This is a genomic window from Cryobacterium breve, from assembly GCF_027594785.1.
GTDB lineage: Bacteria > Actinomycetota > Actinomycetes > Actinomycetales > Microbacteriaceae > Cryobacterium > Cryobacterium breve_A.
The window spans coordinates 3,323,471-3,337,569 of sequence record NZ_CP075584.1 but is presented as its reverse complement, the minus strand read 5'-3'; the positions used below and the strand labels follow the sequence as shown (position 1 = coordinate 3,337,569).

Sequence of the window (14,099 nt, the reverse complement as noted above, 5' to 3'; positions counted from 1 at the left end):
TCCTCCTTGTTCGACGAGATCAGGCAGAAAGCGTGACGCGGATACTACTCGGCGGGGGCTTCCTCGACAACGGCCTCGGCGTCGGCGTCGGCGACGGCCTCTTCCTCTTCCTCGGCCTCGGGCAGGTGCACGCTGATGACGACGGCGTCGGCGTCGGAGATGAGCACGGCACCGTCGGGAAGGACGATCTCGCCGGCCTTGATCTGGGCGCCCTCGTCGAGGCCATCGACGTTGACGACGATGTTCTGCGGGATGTTGGTCGCTTCGACCTCGAGCAGCAGGCTCTTGATGTCGAGGTCGATGACGTTTCCGGCGACGATCTCACCGGTCAGGTGCACGGCGACGTCAACCTGGACCTTTTCACCCTTGCGGATGACGATGAGGTCGAGGTGTTCGATGATCTGGCGGACCGGGTCCTTCTGGACGTCCTTGACGAGGGTCAGGTGGGTCTCGCCGTTGACCTCGAGCTCGAGCACCGCGTTCGCGCGACGCAGGATCAGGCCGATCTGGTGGGACGGAAGTGCAACGTGCACCGGGTCGGTGCCGTGGCCGTAGATGACGGCCGGGATCTTGCCGAGCACGCGCAGCTTGCGGGCCGCACCCTTGCCGAACTTGGTGCGCAGGTCTGCATCGATCTTGTTGTCGATGACCTTTTTGTCCTTGGCCTCAGCCATGATGTGTCTCCTTGTCAGGCCTCTACGGCCCAGATCAGTTGCGCAGCCGATGGCCGCGCGTATGGGTACTGGTTCAACTCGAACGCGTGTCGCGTGAGGAAAGGCCGTGAAGCATTTCGCCGCGTCGATAACGGATGCCGAGCGCGAGTGACACGCCTGGCAGCCCTCGCCGAAGTTCAACTGCTAAGCCTAGCGGAGTGTGCGGGAACCGCGCACCAGCATCCGCCCGCCCCCGTCGGGCAGGCGTCCAGCCCGACCGACTAACCTTGAACGTGGTTCTAGACCAACCATTTTGAAGGAGCGAACGTGACCGTAACCGGTGCAGCACAGGCAAATATTGGCGTCGTCGGACTGGCGGTGATGGGCTCGAACCTCGCCCGCAACCTCGCCAGCCGGGAGGGGAACACCGTCGCGGTCTACAACCGCTCGTACGTGCGCACCGAGACCCTGATGACGGAACACCCCGAGGCCGGCTTCGTCGCCTCGGAGACCATCGAAGACTTCGTCGCGTCGCTGAGCCGCCCGCGCACCGCCATCATCATGGTTCAGGCCGGCAAGGGCACGGACGCGGTCATCAGCCAGCTCGCCGAGCTGTTCGAGCCGGGCGACATCATCGTCGACGGCGGCAACGCGGACTTCCACGACACCATCCGCCGCGAAAAGGCGATCAGCGCGACCGGCATCAACTTCGTCGGCGCCGGCATCTCCGGCGGCGAAGAGGGCGCTCTCAAGGGCCCGAGCATCATGCCCGGCGGCTCCGCGCTCGCCTACGAGACCCTCGGCCCGATCCTCGAGTCGATCGCCGCTGTCGTCGACGGCGTGCCGTGCGTCACCCACATCGGCACGGACGGCGCGGGCCACTTCGTCAAGATGGTGCACAACGGCATCGAATACGCCGACATGCAGCTCATCGCCGAGGCCTACGACCTGCTCCGCCACGTGACCGGCCACTCCCCCGCGGCCATCGCCGACGTGTTCACCGAGTGGAACAAGGGCGACCTCGAGAGCTACCTCATCGAGATCACCGCGGAGGTGCTCCGCCAGGTCGACGCCGAGACCGGACTGCCGTTCATCGACATCGTCCTCGACGAGGCCGGCTCCAAGGGAACCGGCGTCTGGACCGTGCAGAACGCGCTCGACCTCGGCGTGCCCGTCGCCGGGATCGCGGAGGCCGTGTTCGCCCGCGCGGTGTCGAGCCACCCCGAGCAGCGTGGACCGGTGCGCGCCTCGATCAGCGCCCGCCCCGAGATCGCCGTGGTCGGCCACACCTTCGTCGACGACGTGCGCCAGGCGCTCTACGCGTCGAAGGTTGTCGCATACGCGCAGGGCTTCGACGAGATCATCGCCGGTGCCGCCAAGTACAACTGGAGCATCGACAAGGGCGCCGTCGCCACGATCTGGCGCGGCGGCTGCATCATCCGCGCCCAGTTCCTGAACCGCATCGTGGATGCCTACGCGAACGACCCGTCGATCCCGACCCTGCTCGTCGACCCGTTCTTCGCCGCGGCCGTCGCCGCCGGCGAGTCGGCCTGGCGCCGCGTCGTCTCGACGGCTGCGCTCTCCGGAATCCCGGTTCCCGGATTCGCCTCGGCGCTCAGCTACTTCGACTCGCTCGCCGCGGAACGCCTGCCCGCCGCCCTCGTGCAGGGCCAGCGCGACTTCTTCGGAGCGCACACCTACAAGCGCGTCGACAAGCCCGGCGTGTTCCACACCCTGTGGTCGGGCGACCGCACCGAAATCGCGACAGAGGCCTCGACGCACTAGTCACAGCATCCGCCTCTCTGCCGCGAGAGCGTAAAAGTGCCCCTTCCCGCTGCGGGAAGGGGCACTTTTACGCTCTCGCGGAGAATGGGCGCGCAATTTGCGATACTGGAGCCCACGATGAACGACGACGACGGCAGCGAGCAGCACGAGCACCCGGAGCTCGCCGGGTATGAGCCGCACGATGCTGCACGTCCGCTGCGCAGCAGGCGGATGCTGCTCGTCATGCGCCTCGCGGTGCTGCTCGGGCTCGTGGCACTGATCGTGCCGGGGATCCTCACGTCGCTCCAGATCGCATCCGTCACCGCCGCGAGCGCGTGCTCCGTCGCGGTCGCCCACTACTATCCGCTTGCGGAGGGCTCCACGGCGCGCTTCGACCTGGCCGGCCCCGGCGGGTTCGGGTGGCAGTGTTACGCGATCGACGTGCACGAGCGGGAGACCTGGGTGATCGCGCTCGGCCTGATCCCCGCGCGCCGGGGTTCGGCCCTCCGGTCGTGCCGGCGTAGGCATCCGTGGCCACCCGAACCTCGGGGCCAACGGGCCCGCGCTTCACCTTCACGGCAGCGCTGTGGGAGTACGAGGGCAAGGGCGCCTGGATCTTCGTGTCCGTGCCGGTCGACGAGTCCGAGGTCATCCGCAAGCTCACAGCCGGGCAGCGCAACGCCTTCGGCTCGGTCAGGGTACTGGCGCGGATCGACGACTCGCGCTGGCCGACATCCTTGTTCTATTCGAGCGCGAGCGGCCAGTTCCTGCTTCCGGTGAAGAAGAGCATCCGCGTGGCCGAGGGCCTCGAGATCGGGAGCACGGCGCGGGTCGAGATCGCCCTGGTGCTGTAGCGCTCACCGCTCCCTTAACGACGGATGCCCCGCTCGGGTGAGCGGGGCATCCGTCGGTGGGGGCAGCGTGGGTTACGCGGCGCCCTCGAACATCGAGGTGACGGATCCCTCGTCAAAGACCTCGTGGATCGCGCGGGCCAGGAGCGGGGCGATCGGCAGCACGGTCAGGGTCGGGAAGCGCTTTTCCGGCGGGATCGGCAGGGTGTCGGTGACGACGACCTCGGTGATCGCCGGGTTCTGCAGCAGGCTCGAGCGCGGGGTGGCTGAACACCGCGTGGGTCGCGGCGACGACCACGCCGATCGCTCCGGCGGCACGCAGTGCCTCGGCGGCGAGGACGATGGTGCGGCCGGTGTCGATCATGTCGTCGACGAGCAGGCAGACGCGGCCGGAGACCTGGCCGACGATCTCGTGCACGGAGACGCGGTTCGGGACCAGCGGGTCGCGACGCTTGTGGATGATCGCCAGCGGGGCGCCGAGCTTGTCGCTCCAGATGTCCGCGACGCGGACGCGGCCCATGTCGGGCGACACCACGGTGAGCGTTGCGGGGTCGAGCTTCTCCTGGAAGTGCTCGAGCAGCACCGGCATGGCGAAGAGGTGGTCGACGGGCCCGTCGAAGAAGCCCTGGATCTGGGCGGCGTGCAGGTCGATCGACATAATGCGGTCGGCGCCGGCGACCTTGAACAGGTCGGCGACGAGACGGGCCGATACCGGCTCGCGGCCGCGGCCCTTCTTGTCCTGGCGGGCATAAGGGTAGAACGGCGCAACAACCGTGATGCGCTTGGCGGAGGCCCGCTTGAGCGCGTCGACCATGATGAGCTGTTCCATCAGCCATTCATTGATCGGGTTGGTGTGCGACTGGATCACGAAGGTGTCGCTGCCGCGCACGCTCTCGTCGAAACGGGCGTAGATCTCGCCGTTCGCGAAGGTGCGGGCATCGGTGTGCACGAGTTCGGTACCGAGCTCCTTGGCGATGTCCAGTGCCAGTTGCGGGTGTGCTCGCCCCGAAACCAATACAAGTCGTTTCTCGCCGCTGGCATTGATTCCAGGCACCTAGTCTCCGCTCTTAGCCGCGGCTTCCGCCGCGTCGGTTCCCGGGCGGTTGGTCTGAACCCAGCCGTCCATATTGCGTTGTGGGGCCACGGTGAGAGCCAAAGCTCCGGCCGGCACGTCCTTGCGAACGATGGTTCCGGCACCGGTGTAAGCCCCGTCCCCAATCCTAACGGGCGCGACGAAGACGTTGTGCGACCCGGTGCGCACATGCGACCCCACGACGCTCGGCGATTTCGTCACGCCGTTGTAGTTCGCGAAGATCGTCCCCGCCCCGATGTTGGAGTGCACGCCGACCGTCGCGTCGCCGACGTAGCTCAGGTGCGGCACCTTGCTGCCCTCGCCGATGACGGCGTTCTTGGTCTCGACGAAGGTGCCGATCTTGCCGTCTGCGCCGAGAATGGTTCCGGGTCGCAGGTACGAGAACGGGCCGACGGATGCGCCGGCACCGATCACCGCGAGGGTCGCGTCCGTGCGCTTCACCTCGGCGTTCGCGCCGATTTCGCAGTCCACCAGGGTCGTGTCCGGTCCGACGACGGCGCCGGTCTCGATGACCGTCGCCCCGAGGATCTGGGTGCCCGGCTTGATCGTGACGTCGGGCGCGATCGTCACGGCGAGGTCGATCCAGGTCGTCGCCGGGTCCTGCACCGTCACGCCGGCGAGCTGCCAGCCGCGCACGATGAGCGCGTTGAGCCTGCCGTGCGGACTCGGCGAGCTGGGCCCGGTCGTTGATGCCGGCGACGAGCCAGGCATCCGCTACCGGAACGGCACGCACGTCGGAGCCGGACTGGCGCAGCAGGCCGATCACGTCGGTGAGGTACTTCTCGCCCTGGGCGTTCTCGGTGGTGATGCGGGCGAGCTGCTCACGCAGTTCGACGATACCGAAGACGTACACGCCGGCGTTCGTCTCCCCGATCAGGCGTTCTTCCGGGCTGGCGTCCTTCTGCTCCACGATTCGGTCGAAGGCTCCGGCTTCGTCGCGCACGATGCGGCCGTAGCCGGTGGAGTCGTCGGGGAAGGCGGACAGCACGGTTGCCGCGACGTCGCGTTCGCGGTGCGCGGTGATGAAGCTCGCGAGGGTCGCCGCGTTCAGGAGGGGCACGTCGCCGCTGACGACGAGCACGTCGCCCTCGAAGTCGATGGGCAGGGCCAGGATGGCCTGCTCGACGGCGCGGCCGGTTCCAGGCACCTCGTCCTGGTCGACGACGATGCTCTCGGGCAGGTCGGCCTCGACGATCTCGACGAGCCGGTCGCGCTCGTGGCGCACGACGGTCACGACGTGCGCCGCATTGAGCGCGGCAGCCGTCGCGAGCACGTGGCTGAGGATCGGCAGCCCGGCGAGGGGGTGCAGCAATTTGGGAGTCGCGGATTTCATCCGGGTGCCCTGGCCTGCGGCCAGGACGACGATGGCGAGACGGGAATCGGTCACGGTGTCCTCGTGCTTCTGTGTTGCCGGCCGGGGGGACCGGATGCGGGCGCCACTGGAATGCAGCACTGGAAATGATCTACTGCTCCGCCGCCAGGACTCGAACCTGGACCTAACAGCTCCAAAGGCTGTCGTGCTGCCATTACACCACGGCGGAATTCGCCGACCGTAGCCGACCAACGCTGATAAGTCTGCCAGAAGTATCGGGCGCGGCGCACAGCCGGGCGTGCCGACGGGCCAAGCCGTGTGAACGGATGCCCCGGCTGCCCGGATAATAGGACGATGCCCGGCAATGACGAAGTAGACCGCATCGTGGATGCCTGGCTGCGCGAGCGGCCGGACCTCGATTTCGCCCCGTTGCAGGTGCTCAGCCGGGTCGGTCGCCTCGCCAAGCACCTCGACCGGGCCAGGCGCACCGCGTTCTCCCGCTCCGAACTGGAATCGTGGGAGTTCGACGTTCTGTCGGCGCTCCGCCGCGAGGGCGCACCATACGAGCTCAGCCCCAAGGCGCTGCTGCAGCAGACCCTCGTCTCGAGCGGGACGATGACCAACCGGATCGACCGGCTCGTCGAACGCGGCCTCGTCACCCGGCGCACCGACCCCAACGACGGCCGCGGCATCTTCGTCGTGATGAACCCCGACGGGCTGATCCGGGTCGATGCCGCCATCACGCGCCTCGTCGACGCGGAGGCGGAACTGCTCTCGACGCTCACGGCCGCCGAGCGCGAGCGCCTCGCCTCACTGCTCCGCAAGCTCAGCCTCGACTTCGACTGAGCCCCCGCGCACGCGCCGGACGTTGCACGCGACGGAGGTTGCACTCGCCGTGAAGTGTCGCATATCGAGGTTCACGAGCCCCGCGAACCTCGATATGCGACACCTCAGCGGACCAGGCGGGAACCTGCGGACGGGAGTCGTGCCCTGTCAACGCTAGAGCGCGGACTTGGGGAAGCTCTTCCACGCAGACCGGAACCGGCTTTCGAGGTGTGCGCCGCGGAACTGTTCGGTCGCGTGCAACCGGCCGTAGGTGAAGGAGTTCTCGTTGTCGATGAAGGCGCGCATGCCGAGGGTGAGCAACACTCCGCGCGCGACGACGCTGTCGTGGTGCTCGCCGAGGATGTCCTGCACCAGGCGCGCAGCGGCGACGACCCTGGCGGCGCGCTTGGGACGCAGGACGAGCGCTGATTCCGTCGTGTACCGCAGGCGCTTGGCGATCTTGCGAACCTCGTGCAGCGCGGCGTCGTGGTCGGGGCCTTGCGGCACGACGCGAGCAGCGCGAACGGCCTTGCGCAGGCGGGCGCCGTCACGCTTGACGAGTCCAGGGACCACGGTCCGCGCCGGTTTCTTCGCGAGCGCGGTGAACGGCGGTTCGGCAATGACGGCGTCGAGCGCGTCGAGCAGCCGGAAGTAGCGCGGACTGTCGAGGACGGTTTCCGCGGCGGTCTGCGCCGCGGCGAGGTCGGCCGCGAAGTGTGTGTCCAGGCGTTGCTTGATGTGCCCGACCACGAGCTTCGCCGGTTCGGAGGACAACGACCGGGCGAGGTTGTGGTGCAGCACCTCGTTGTCGCGGGCGGCGCCGAGCACCCGGGCGATCCACTGGAGTTCGTCCCCGAGGGTGTTGGCCAGCCCGTTCGGGAGCAGGTCGCGATAGGTGGCCAGCACCGAGCGCATCCGCCGGGTCGCGACCCGCATCTGGTGCACGGCCTCGGCGTCGTCGCGCCGCACGAGCGGGTCCTGGCGGACGAGCACCCGCATCTGGGCGTCGAGGTAGGCGAGCAGCAGTGCCCCCGTCGTGCTCGACTTGCTCGGCGGGGCCGGTGGGGCAGGCGGGTCTGCGGGGATGCGGTCGCCGAGGGCGCGGCCGAGCTTCGAGGGGTAGCCTGCCCGACGGACTCCCCCGGCGGCGAAGACGTCGGCGACGGCGTCGAGCAACTCGGGGGTTCCCTCGACGAGTTCGATCTCCCATTCCCGCCACTCCTGGCGCAGCGGGTCGGGGGCGAGGCGGTCGGCCTGCACGCTGTCATCGCAGACCTCGGCGAGCACGGCACCGGTCTCGCCGCGCAGCACGTGCACGATCCGGTGATTGCGCAGCCGCACGACGGGCACGAGCACCCCGTCGCGCACGAGCACGCGTACCCGATCCTGGAGTCCGGCGGGCACGAGCTCGGGGTCGCTGCCGAGCGGCTCGTGCACCTCGCGGCGCTCGTCGGGGCCGCGGCCGTCGACCCCGGACGGGAGCTTCAGGTGCCAGCCGGCGTCGTCACCGCCGGTGCGGCGCCGCAGCGTGATCCGGTGCGCCGCGAGGGTGAGGTCGGCCGTGTCGAAATAGACGGCGTCGAGGGAGTGCTCGACGGGGGCATCCACCCAGGTCACACCGGGCAGGTCCTGGAGCGGGGGCAGAACGGATGCCGCGTCGACGTCGTATTTGCGTTCAACCTCGGAAAAATCCACGGCATTCATGCCCGACAGTGTACGCCCGGGCCACTCCCGACCCGCGTCACACGCGGTCAAGCCACGGGCTTGACCGCCTTGACGATGGCACCGTGCATTTCGGACGCAACCTCGTGGGTGTACTCGACGCTGATGTCGGTGAATCCGGCGGACGTCAGGGCGTCGAAGTACTCCTGCCGGGAGAGTGCCCCCGCGATGCAGCCGGCGAAGCTGCCGCGCTCGATGCGGTCCTGCTCACTCAGGTGGTCCTCGGCGACCACGTCGGAGATGCCGAGACGGCCGCCTGGCTTCAGGACGCGATTCATTTCGGAGATGACGGCGGCCTTGTCGGCGGAGAGGTTGATCACGCAGTTGGAGATGATGACGTCGATCGAGGCGTCGGGCAGCGGGATGTCCTCGATCCGGCCCTTGACGAATTCGACGTTCGTGGCGCCGGCCTTGCTCGCGTTGGCCCTCGCGAGGGCGAGCATCTCGTCGGTCATGTCGAGGCCGTATGCGAAGCCGGTGGGGCCGACCCGGCGCGCGGAGAGGAGCACGTCGATGCCGCCTCCCGAGCCGAGGTCGAGCACGGTTTCGCCGGGGCGCAGGTCGGCGACGGCCGTCGGGTTGCCGCAGCCGAGGCTCGCCAGCAGCGCCTCTTCGGGGATCTCGGTGCTTTCGCCTCCGGTGTAGAGGATCGACCCGAACACGTCGCCGTTGCCGAGATCGGTGGGCACGCAGCAGGAGCCCGACGCAGCGGACACGTCCGTGAGCTGGAGTGCCGCCGCGGCGTAGCGCTCCCGGACGAGCTCGGTGATGTCGGCCTTCTGCGTCATGTCGACCCTGTCATCCATGGTCATGCCTCCCGTTCTGATACCCGCCCGGTGGCGGATGCTGCGACGACGTCCGAGCGGACGGCCGCCGTGGTTCCCTGGTGCGGATAGAGCACGCGTACGAGCGCCAGCCCGAGGATGCCGCCGAGGAGTTGGGCGCCCACGTAGCCGGGCACGGATCCGGGGGCGATGCCCGCGAAGGTGTCCGTGAACATCCGCCCGATGGCGATGGCGGGGTTGGCGAAGCTCGTGGAACTCGTGAAGAAGTAGGCGGAGCCGATGTAGGCGGCCACGGCGGCGGGGGCGAACTGGCCACGGCCGGAGCGGGCGAGGGCGAAGATCACGAGCACCAGACCGGCCGTCGCGACGACCTCGGCGAGCAGGTGCGGTCCCGTCAGGCGATCCGTGCCGCTGAGTGCGACGGCCGGCAGCCCGAACATGGAGTTTGCGAGCACAGCGCCGGCGACACAGCCGGCGACCTGGGCGGGCAGGTAGCTCGCGAGGTCGCGCCAGGGGCGAAATCCGAGTGCGACGTCGACGAGGGAGACGACCGGATTGAAGTGCGCGCCGCTGAGGGGTGCGAGCACCACGATCAGCACATACAGGCCCAGGGCGGTCGCCGTCGCGTTCTCGAGCAGCTGCAGGCCCACGTCGCCCGGCGACAGGGCGGATGCCGCGATGCCGGACCCGATGACGATCGCGCTGAGCAGGGCGCTGCCGAGGAACTCCGCGAACGCACGGCGCTGCCAGGTGGTCGGCGGGACGGCGGGCGATGCGGCACTCATGCGGTCGTCAACAGTCGGGCGACGGAGTCCAGGGCGCCGGGCACGAGGGCGAAATGTGCCCAGGTGCCCACCTGCCGACGGCTGAGGAAGCCGGCATCCGTGAGCACCTTCAGGTGGTGCGAGACCGTGGACTGGCTCAGCCCGACCGGCTCGGTCAGGTCGCAGGCGCAGGCCTCCTGGCCTTCCGACGCGGCCACGATCGAGATCAACCGCAGCCGGGTCGGGTCGGCAATGGCCTTGAGCGACCGCGCGAGTCCGGCCGCTTGCGTGGCGGTGATCGGTTCCCGGGTCAGCGGCGCGCAGCACGCGCTGACGTCGGTGAGGGGAAGCAGGGTGGTTGTCGACATGGCACCAGCATAGCGACGTATTGACATAGATCGATATAGAGATTCATACTGGAGTATCGATACAAATCGATATAGCGAGACAAGGAACCCCATGACTGCCATTCGAATCTACGAGCCGGCCCTGTGTTGCGAGTCCGGCGTGTGCGGACCCGACTCCGACGCCTCCCTCGTCACCGTCACGGCCGATGTGCGCCGCCTGAAGGACCTCGGTGCGGACATCGAGCGCCACAACCTCGCGACCGACCCGACCGCCTTCACCACCGACGAGACGGTCCTCGGCTTCATGCGCACCGTCGGCTCGAAAGGCCTCCCCCTGACCGTCGTCGACGGCGTCACCGTCGCCACGGGGGCCTATCCGAGCCGCGACGACCTGCTCGCCTTCGCCGGCCTCGGCGACCCGGCACCGGTCGCACCCGTCCGCACCGAGCTGGGGCTGACCGAGCGCGGTCAGACCGAGAAATCGGGCGGATGCTGCGGCGGCGTCTCGGGCTGCTGCTAAGCCGTCCCGATGAGATTCCTCGAAGACCCGCCCCGCTTCCTGTTCTTCACCGGCAAGGGCGGGGTCGGCAAGACCTCGGTCGCCTGCGCGACTGCCCTCGACCTCGTCGGTCGCGGCAAGCGCGTGCTCCTGGTCAGCACCGACCCGGCCTCGAACGTGGGCCAGGTCTTCGGGGTGCGGATCGGTAACACGGTCACCCCCTCGTGAACGTCCCCGGCCTCTCCGCGCTGGAGATCGATCCGGAAGAGGCCGCAGCCGCCTACCGCGAGCGCATCGTCGCGCCCGTGCGCGGCCTGCTGCCCGAGGAAGAACTTGCCGGCATCATCGAGGGCCTATCCGGCTCCTGCACGACCGAGATCGCCTCGTTCGACGAGTTCACCAGCCTGCTTGCTGACGAGTCCGTCTCCGGACAGTACGACCACGTCGTCTTCGACACGGCCCCGACCGGGCACACCATCCGCCTGCTGCAGCTGCCGGGATCCTGGACCGAATTCCTCGAGGCCGGCAAGGGCGACCCGTCCTGCCTCGGCCCGCTCTCCGGGCTCGACAAGCATCGGTCGATGTACGCCGCCGCCGTCGGGGTCCTCACCGACCCAGCGCGCACGCGCCTGGTCCTCGTGGCCCGCGCCCAGACCTCCTCACTCGCCGAAATCGAACGCACCTACCGGGAACTGAACCAGATCGGGATCGACGGAGGATTCGTCGTGGTCAACGGCGTACTGCCGGAGGCCGCAGGCGAGGAGGACCTCACCCGGGCCGTCCGGGCCCGCGAGCGCGCCGCCCTCGCCGACCTCCCCGCCGCGATCTCCGGCCTCCCGCTCGACGTGCTCGAACTCAGGGCCGCCAACATGGTCGGGATCCCGGCATTGAAGTCGCTCTTCGCGGCGAGCGCCGAGACGGGCGAACCCGGCGCGATCGGCGCGATCGGCGAGACGACGGAACCCGGGGACGTCGTCGTCGACGCGCCACTCGCTGCCCTCGTCGACGCGATCGAACGCGATGACCACGGCCTGGTGCTCTGCATGGGCAAGGGCGGGGTCGGCAAGACCACGATCGCCGCGGCCATCGCGGTCGCTCTCGCCGAGCGCGGCCACGCCGTGCACCTCACCACCACCGACCCGGCCGCGCACCTCACCGAGACCCTGCACGGCAGCGTGCCCGGTCTCGAGGTATCCCGCATCGATCCGGTCGAAGCCGTACAGACGTATCGCGACCACGTGATGGCGACCAAGGGCAAGGCCCTGGACGCGGAGGGCCGTGCGGCACTCGCCGAGGACCTCCTCTCCCCCTGCACGGAGGAGGTCGCCGTCTTCCAGCAGTTCTCCCGGGTCGTGCACGAGTCCCGCCGGAAGTTCGTCGTCGTCGACACCGCGCCGACCGGGCACACGCTGCTCCTGCTGGATGCGACCGGGTCCTATCACCGCGAAATGGCGCGGCAGATCGGCGACTCGCTTCCGTTCACGACACCGCTGATGCGCCTGCAGGACCCGGCGCTGACCAAGGTCGTGCTTGTGACCCTCGCCGAGACGACCCCGGTCCTCGAGGCCGAAGGCTTGCGGGAGGACCTCGAGCGGGCCGGGATCCGGCCGTGGGCGTGGGTGGTCAACGCTTCCCTGGCCGCGGCCCACCCCACGTCACCGTTCCTGCGCGCCCGCGCGCGGCGCACGAGGTCGAACAGATCGACCGGGTGCGCCGGATCGCGGACCGGATCGCGATCGTTCCCCTCCTGCCCGAGGAGCCCATCGGGCAGGACAGGCTGGCCGCGCTGACCGAACTCGAAGCGCCCAGCCTCCAGCCGGCCGTCTGACCGTCCCTGGCCCGAAGGTCAGGCCCAGGGGCGGCATCCGCCCTGTGGTCGAACTAGAGCGCGGCGGGGAGGAGCTCGGCGAGGAGGGCCTGGATACGGGCCTTGATGTCGTCGCGGATCGGGCGCACCTCGTCGATGCTCTTGCCCTTGGGGTCGACGAGCTCCCCAGTCCTCGTAGCGCTTGCCGGGGAAGATCGGGCAGACGTCGCCGCAGCCCATGGTGATGACGACGTCCGACTCGCGCACCTGCTCGGTGGTCATCAGCTGGGGCACGGCCTGGGAGATGTCGATGCCCTCCTCCTTCATTGCGGCAATGGCCATCGGGTTGATCTGGTCTCCGGGCTCGGACCCCCCGAGCGCACCTCGACGGCGCCGCCGGAGAGGGCGCGCATGTAGCCGGCGGCCATCTGCGAGCGACCGGCATTGTGGATACAGACGAACAGGACGGTGGGCTTCTCAGACACGGGGATTCCTAACTCTCGATGTCCTCAAAGTATAGACGTTTATCTATGCTTCGGGAATCCCTCGAAGCCGACTCTCTCCCGACGCCCGAACCAATTCGACGGAGTTTTTGTCTTCTGAACCGATTTATCGGCCCGCTAACGCGCCAGAAACCCAAAAAGTCCGTCGAATTCGTTAGAGACAGGGGTTAGCCGAAACGACCGTTGACGTAGTCGGCGGTGCGGCTGTCGATCGGGTTGCCGAACATGGCGTCGGTCGGCCCGTGCTCCACGATGCCGCCGGGCGTGCCCTGCGCGGCGAGGAAGAACGCGCAGTTCTGTGAGACCCGCTGGGCCTGCTGCATGTTGTGCGTCACGATCACGATCGTGACCTCGTGCGCGAGTTCGAGCATGGTCTCCTCGATCACCCGCGTCGAGGTCGGGTCGAGGGCCGAGCACGGTTCGTCCATCAAGAGGATGCGCGGGGTCACCGCGAGCGACCTGGCGATGCACAGTCGCTGCTGCTGTCCGCCGGAGAGGCCGGACCCGGGCGCGCGCAGCCGGTCACGCACCTCTTTCCAGAGCCCGGCCTTGGTCAGGCAGCTCTCGACGAGGAAGTCCTTCTCGTCGTTGGAGGCGCGCTTGCCGGTGAGGGTGAGCCCGGCGATGACGTTGTCGTAGATCGACATGGCCGGGAACGGGTTGGGTTTCTGGAACACCATGCCGATGCTCTTGCGGGCGTCGACGAGCTTGCGTTCGGGGTCGTAGATGTCCTCCCCGTCGAGGAGCACCTCGCCGGCGAGGCTCGCGGACGGCACGAGTTCGTGCATCCGGTTCAGGATGCGCAGGAACGTGGACTTGCCGCAGCCGGACGGGCCGATCAGCGAGGTGATGATCCCCGCGGGCATGGTCAGGTTGACCCGGTCGAGCACCTGGCGTTCGCCGAACCACGCGGAGACGTTGCGGCCCTCGAGGGTTGCGAGTGGTGCGATCTCGCGCGCGGGCGGGGCGAAGCTCGCTGCGACGACCTGGTCGAGGCTCGAGGGACGCTTTTTCCACGGCGCGGTGAAGGCGCCGACCCGGAGCGGCTTCGGTTGCACGTCGGCGCGGTCGGGCTGGCGGGCCTTCCGGCCGCGCTGGCCGGACGCCAACACCTTCGGCAGCACCTGCGTGAGCTCGTCGTTCTGCACTGGATCGGTCATGACCACTCGTTTCG

12 protein-coding genes, 1 tRNA gene and 3 pseudogenes are annotated in these 14,099 nt (G+C 68.6%); 6 read left to right on the top strand and 10 right to left on the bottom strand.

The genetic code is table 11. The annotated features are described in order from the left end of the window. Positions 1–44 precede the first annotated feature (44 nt). Positions 45–674: a 50S ribosomal protein L25/general stress protein Ctc gene (locus KIV56_RS16250; protein WP_281534250.1), complete on the bottom strand. Its 630-nt coding sequence runs from the start codon at positions 672–674 to the stop codon at positions 45–47. A 360-nt stretch (positions 675–1,034) separates the two neighbouring features. Here KIV56_RS16250 and gndA point away from each other — a divergent pair, with 360 nt between their 5' ends. Next, a complete protein-coding gene (gndA, locus tag KIV56_RS16245) occupies positions 1,035–2,438 on the top strand; it encodes an NADP-dependent phosphogluconate dehydrogenase (protein ID WP_432432645.1) in 1,404 nt (467 codons plus the stop codon). Positions 2,439–2,947: 509 nt separating this feature from the next. Next, entirely contained in the window at positions 2,948–3,271 is a 324-nt protein-coding gene (locus KIV56_RS16240; protein ID WP_281534248.1) for a DUF1905 domain-containing protein, read from the top strand. A 72-nt stretch (positions 3,272–3,343) separates the two neighbouring features. On the opposite strand, the pseudogene KIV56_RS16235 reads toward KIV56_RS16240, so the two are convergent. The 3 genes and pseudogenes from KIV56_RS16235 to KIV56_RS16225 form a co-directional block, all read right to left on the bottom strand. After that, positions 3,344–4,322 (bottom strand): annotated as a pseudogene (locus tag KIV56_RS16235) (ribose-phosphate diphosphokinase). Continuing rightward, positions 4,323–5,748: pseudogene (glmU, locus tag KIV56_RS16230) on the bottom strand (bifunctional UDP-N-acetylglucosamine diphosphorylase/glucosamine-1-phosphate N-acetyltransferase GlmU). It lies immediately after the preceding pseudogene. 82 nt (positions 5,749–5,830) lie between these two features. Continuing rightward, a tRNA-Gln gene (locus KIV56_RS16225) sits at positions 5,831–5,902 on the bottom strand. A gap of 125 nt (positions 5,903–6,027) precedes the next feature. Between KIV56_RS16225 and KIV56_RS16220 the strand changes: the two genes are divergently transcribed. Next, positions 6,028–6,519 carry a MarR family winged helix-turn-helix transcriptional regulator gene (locus KIV56_RS16220; RefSeq protein WP_281534247.1) on the top strand — a complete coding sequence of 164 codons (492 nt, stop codon included), beginning with the start codon at positions 6,028–6,030 and terminating at the stop codon, positions 6,517–6,519. 153 nt (positions 6,520–6,672) lie between these two features. On the opposite strand, the gene KIV56_RS16215 is transcribed toward KIV56_RS16220, so the two are convergent. Genes KIV56_RS16215 through KIV56_RS16200 form a run of 4 tightly spaced genes read right to left on the bottom strand, consistent with a single transcriptional unit; the run spans position 6,673 to position 10,137 of the window. Then, complete coding sequence (locus KIV56_RS16215; protein WP_281534246.1) at positions 6,673–8,202, bottom strand: CYTH and CHAD domain-containing protein; 1,530 nt, start codon at positions 8,200–8,202, stop codon at positions 6,673–6,675. A 47-nt stretch (positions 8,203–8,249) separates the two neighbouring features. Further along, entirely contained in the window at positions 8,250–9,026 is a 777-nt protein-coding gene (gene arsM, locus KIV56_RS16210; protein ID WP_281534245.1) for an arsenite methyltransferase, read from the bottom strand. A 2-nt stretch (positions 9,027–9,028) separates the two neighbouring features. Further along, positions 9,029–9,790, bottom strand: coding sequence for an aquaporin (locus tag KIV56_RS16205; RefSeq protein WP_281534244.1), 762 nt, complete (start codon positions 9,788–9,790; stop codon positions 9,029–9,031). Then, positions 9,787–10,137, bottom strand: coding sequence for an ArsR/SmtB family transcription factor (locus KIV56_RS16200; protein ID WP_281534243.1), 351 nt, complete (start codon positions 10,135–10,137; stop codon positions 9,787–9,789). Before KIV56_RS16200 ends, KIV56_RS16205 begins: the two co-directional genes overlap by 4 nt. A 91-nt stretch (positions 10,138–10,228) precedes the next feature. On the opposite strand from KIV56_RS16200, the gene arsD reads away from it, so the two are divergent. From arsD to arsA, 3 genes are read left to right on the top strand one after another with little or no spacing between them, the layout of a single operon-like run. Continuing rightward, positions 10,229–10,636, top strand: coding sequence for an arsenite efflux transporter metallochaperone ArsD (gene arsD / locus KIV56_RS16195; protein ID WP_281534242.1), 408 nt, complete (start codon positions 10,229–10,231; stop codon positions 10,634–10,636). A 9-nt stretch (positions 10,637–10,645) separates the two neighbouring features. Then, positions 10,646–10,843, top strand: coding sequence for an ArsA-related P-loop ATPase (locus tag KIV56_RS16190; protein ID WP_281534241.1), 198 nt, complete (start codon positions 10,646–10,648; stop codon positions 10,841–10,843). Beyond that, on the top strand, positions 10,840–12,405 hold the full coding sequence (gene arsA / locus KIV56_RS16185; RefSeq protein ID WP_281534240.1) for an arsenical pump-driving ATPase: 1,566 nt from the start codon (positions 10,840–10,842) through the stop codon (positions 12,403–12,405). Before KIV56_RS16190 ends, arsA begins: the two co-directional genes overlap by 4 nt. A gap of 91 nt (positions 12,406–12,496) precedes the next feature. On the opposite strand, the pseudogene KIV56_RS16180 reads toward arsA, so the two are convergent. Continuing rightward, a pseudogene (locus KIV56_RS16180) lies at positions 12,497–12,907 on the bottom strand (arsenate reductase ArsC). A 185-nt stretch (positions 12,908–13,092) separates the two neighbouring features. Then, positions 13,093–13,875, bottom strand: coding sequence for a phosphate ABC transporter ATP-binding protein (locus KIV56_RS16175; protein ID WP_198413438.1), 783 nt, complete (start codon positions 13,873–13,875; stop codon positions 13,093–13,095). Positions 13,876–14,099 lie beyond the last annotated feature (224 nt).

Bases quoted from the DNA above. Each gene is read 5' to 3' on its own strand.
- KIV56_RS16250 (WP_281534250.1), bottom strand. From the start codon at position 674: ATGGCTGAGGCCAAGGACAAAAAGGTCATCGACAACAAGATCGATGCA.
- gndA (WP_432432645.1), top strand. From the start codon at position 1,035: ATGGGCTCGAACCTCGCCCGCAACCTCGCCAGCCGGGAGGGGAACACC.
- KIV56_RS16220 (WP_281534247.1), top strand. From the start codon at position 6,028: ATGCCCGGCAATGACGAAGTAGACCGCATCGTGGATGCCTGGCTGCGC.
- KIV56_RS16215 (WP_281534246.1), bottom strand. From the start codon at position 8,202: ATGAATGCCGTGGATTTTTCCGAGGTTGAACGCAAATACGACGTCGAC.
- arsM (WP_281534245.1), bottom strand. From the start codon at position 9,026: ATGGATGACAGGGTCGACATGACGCAGAAGGCCGACATCACCGAGCTC.
- KIV56_RS16205 (WP_281534244.1), bottom strand. From the start codon at position 9,790: ATGAGTGCCGCATCGCCCGCCGTCCCGCCGACCACCTGGCAGCGCCGT.
- KIV56_RS16200 (WP_281534243.1), bottom strand. From the start codon at position 10,137: ATGTCGACAACCACCCTGCTTCCCCTCACCGACGTCAGCGCGTGCTGC.
- arsD (WP_281534242.1), top strand. From the start codon at position 10,229: ATGACTGCCATTCGAATCTACGAGCCGGCCCTGTGTTGCGAGTCCGGC.
- KIV56_RS16190 (WP_281534241.1), top strand. From the start codon at position 10,646: ATGAGATTCCTCGAAGACCCGCCCCGCTTCCTGTTCTTCACCGGCAAG.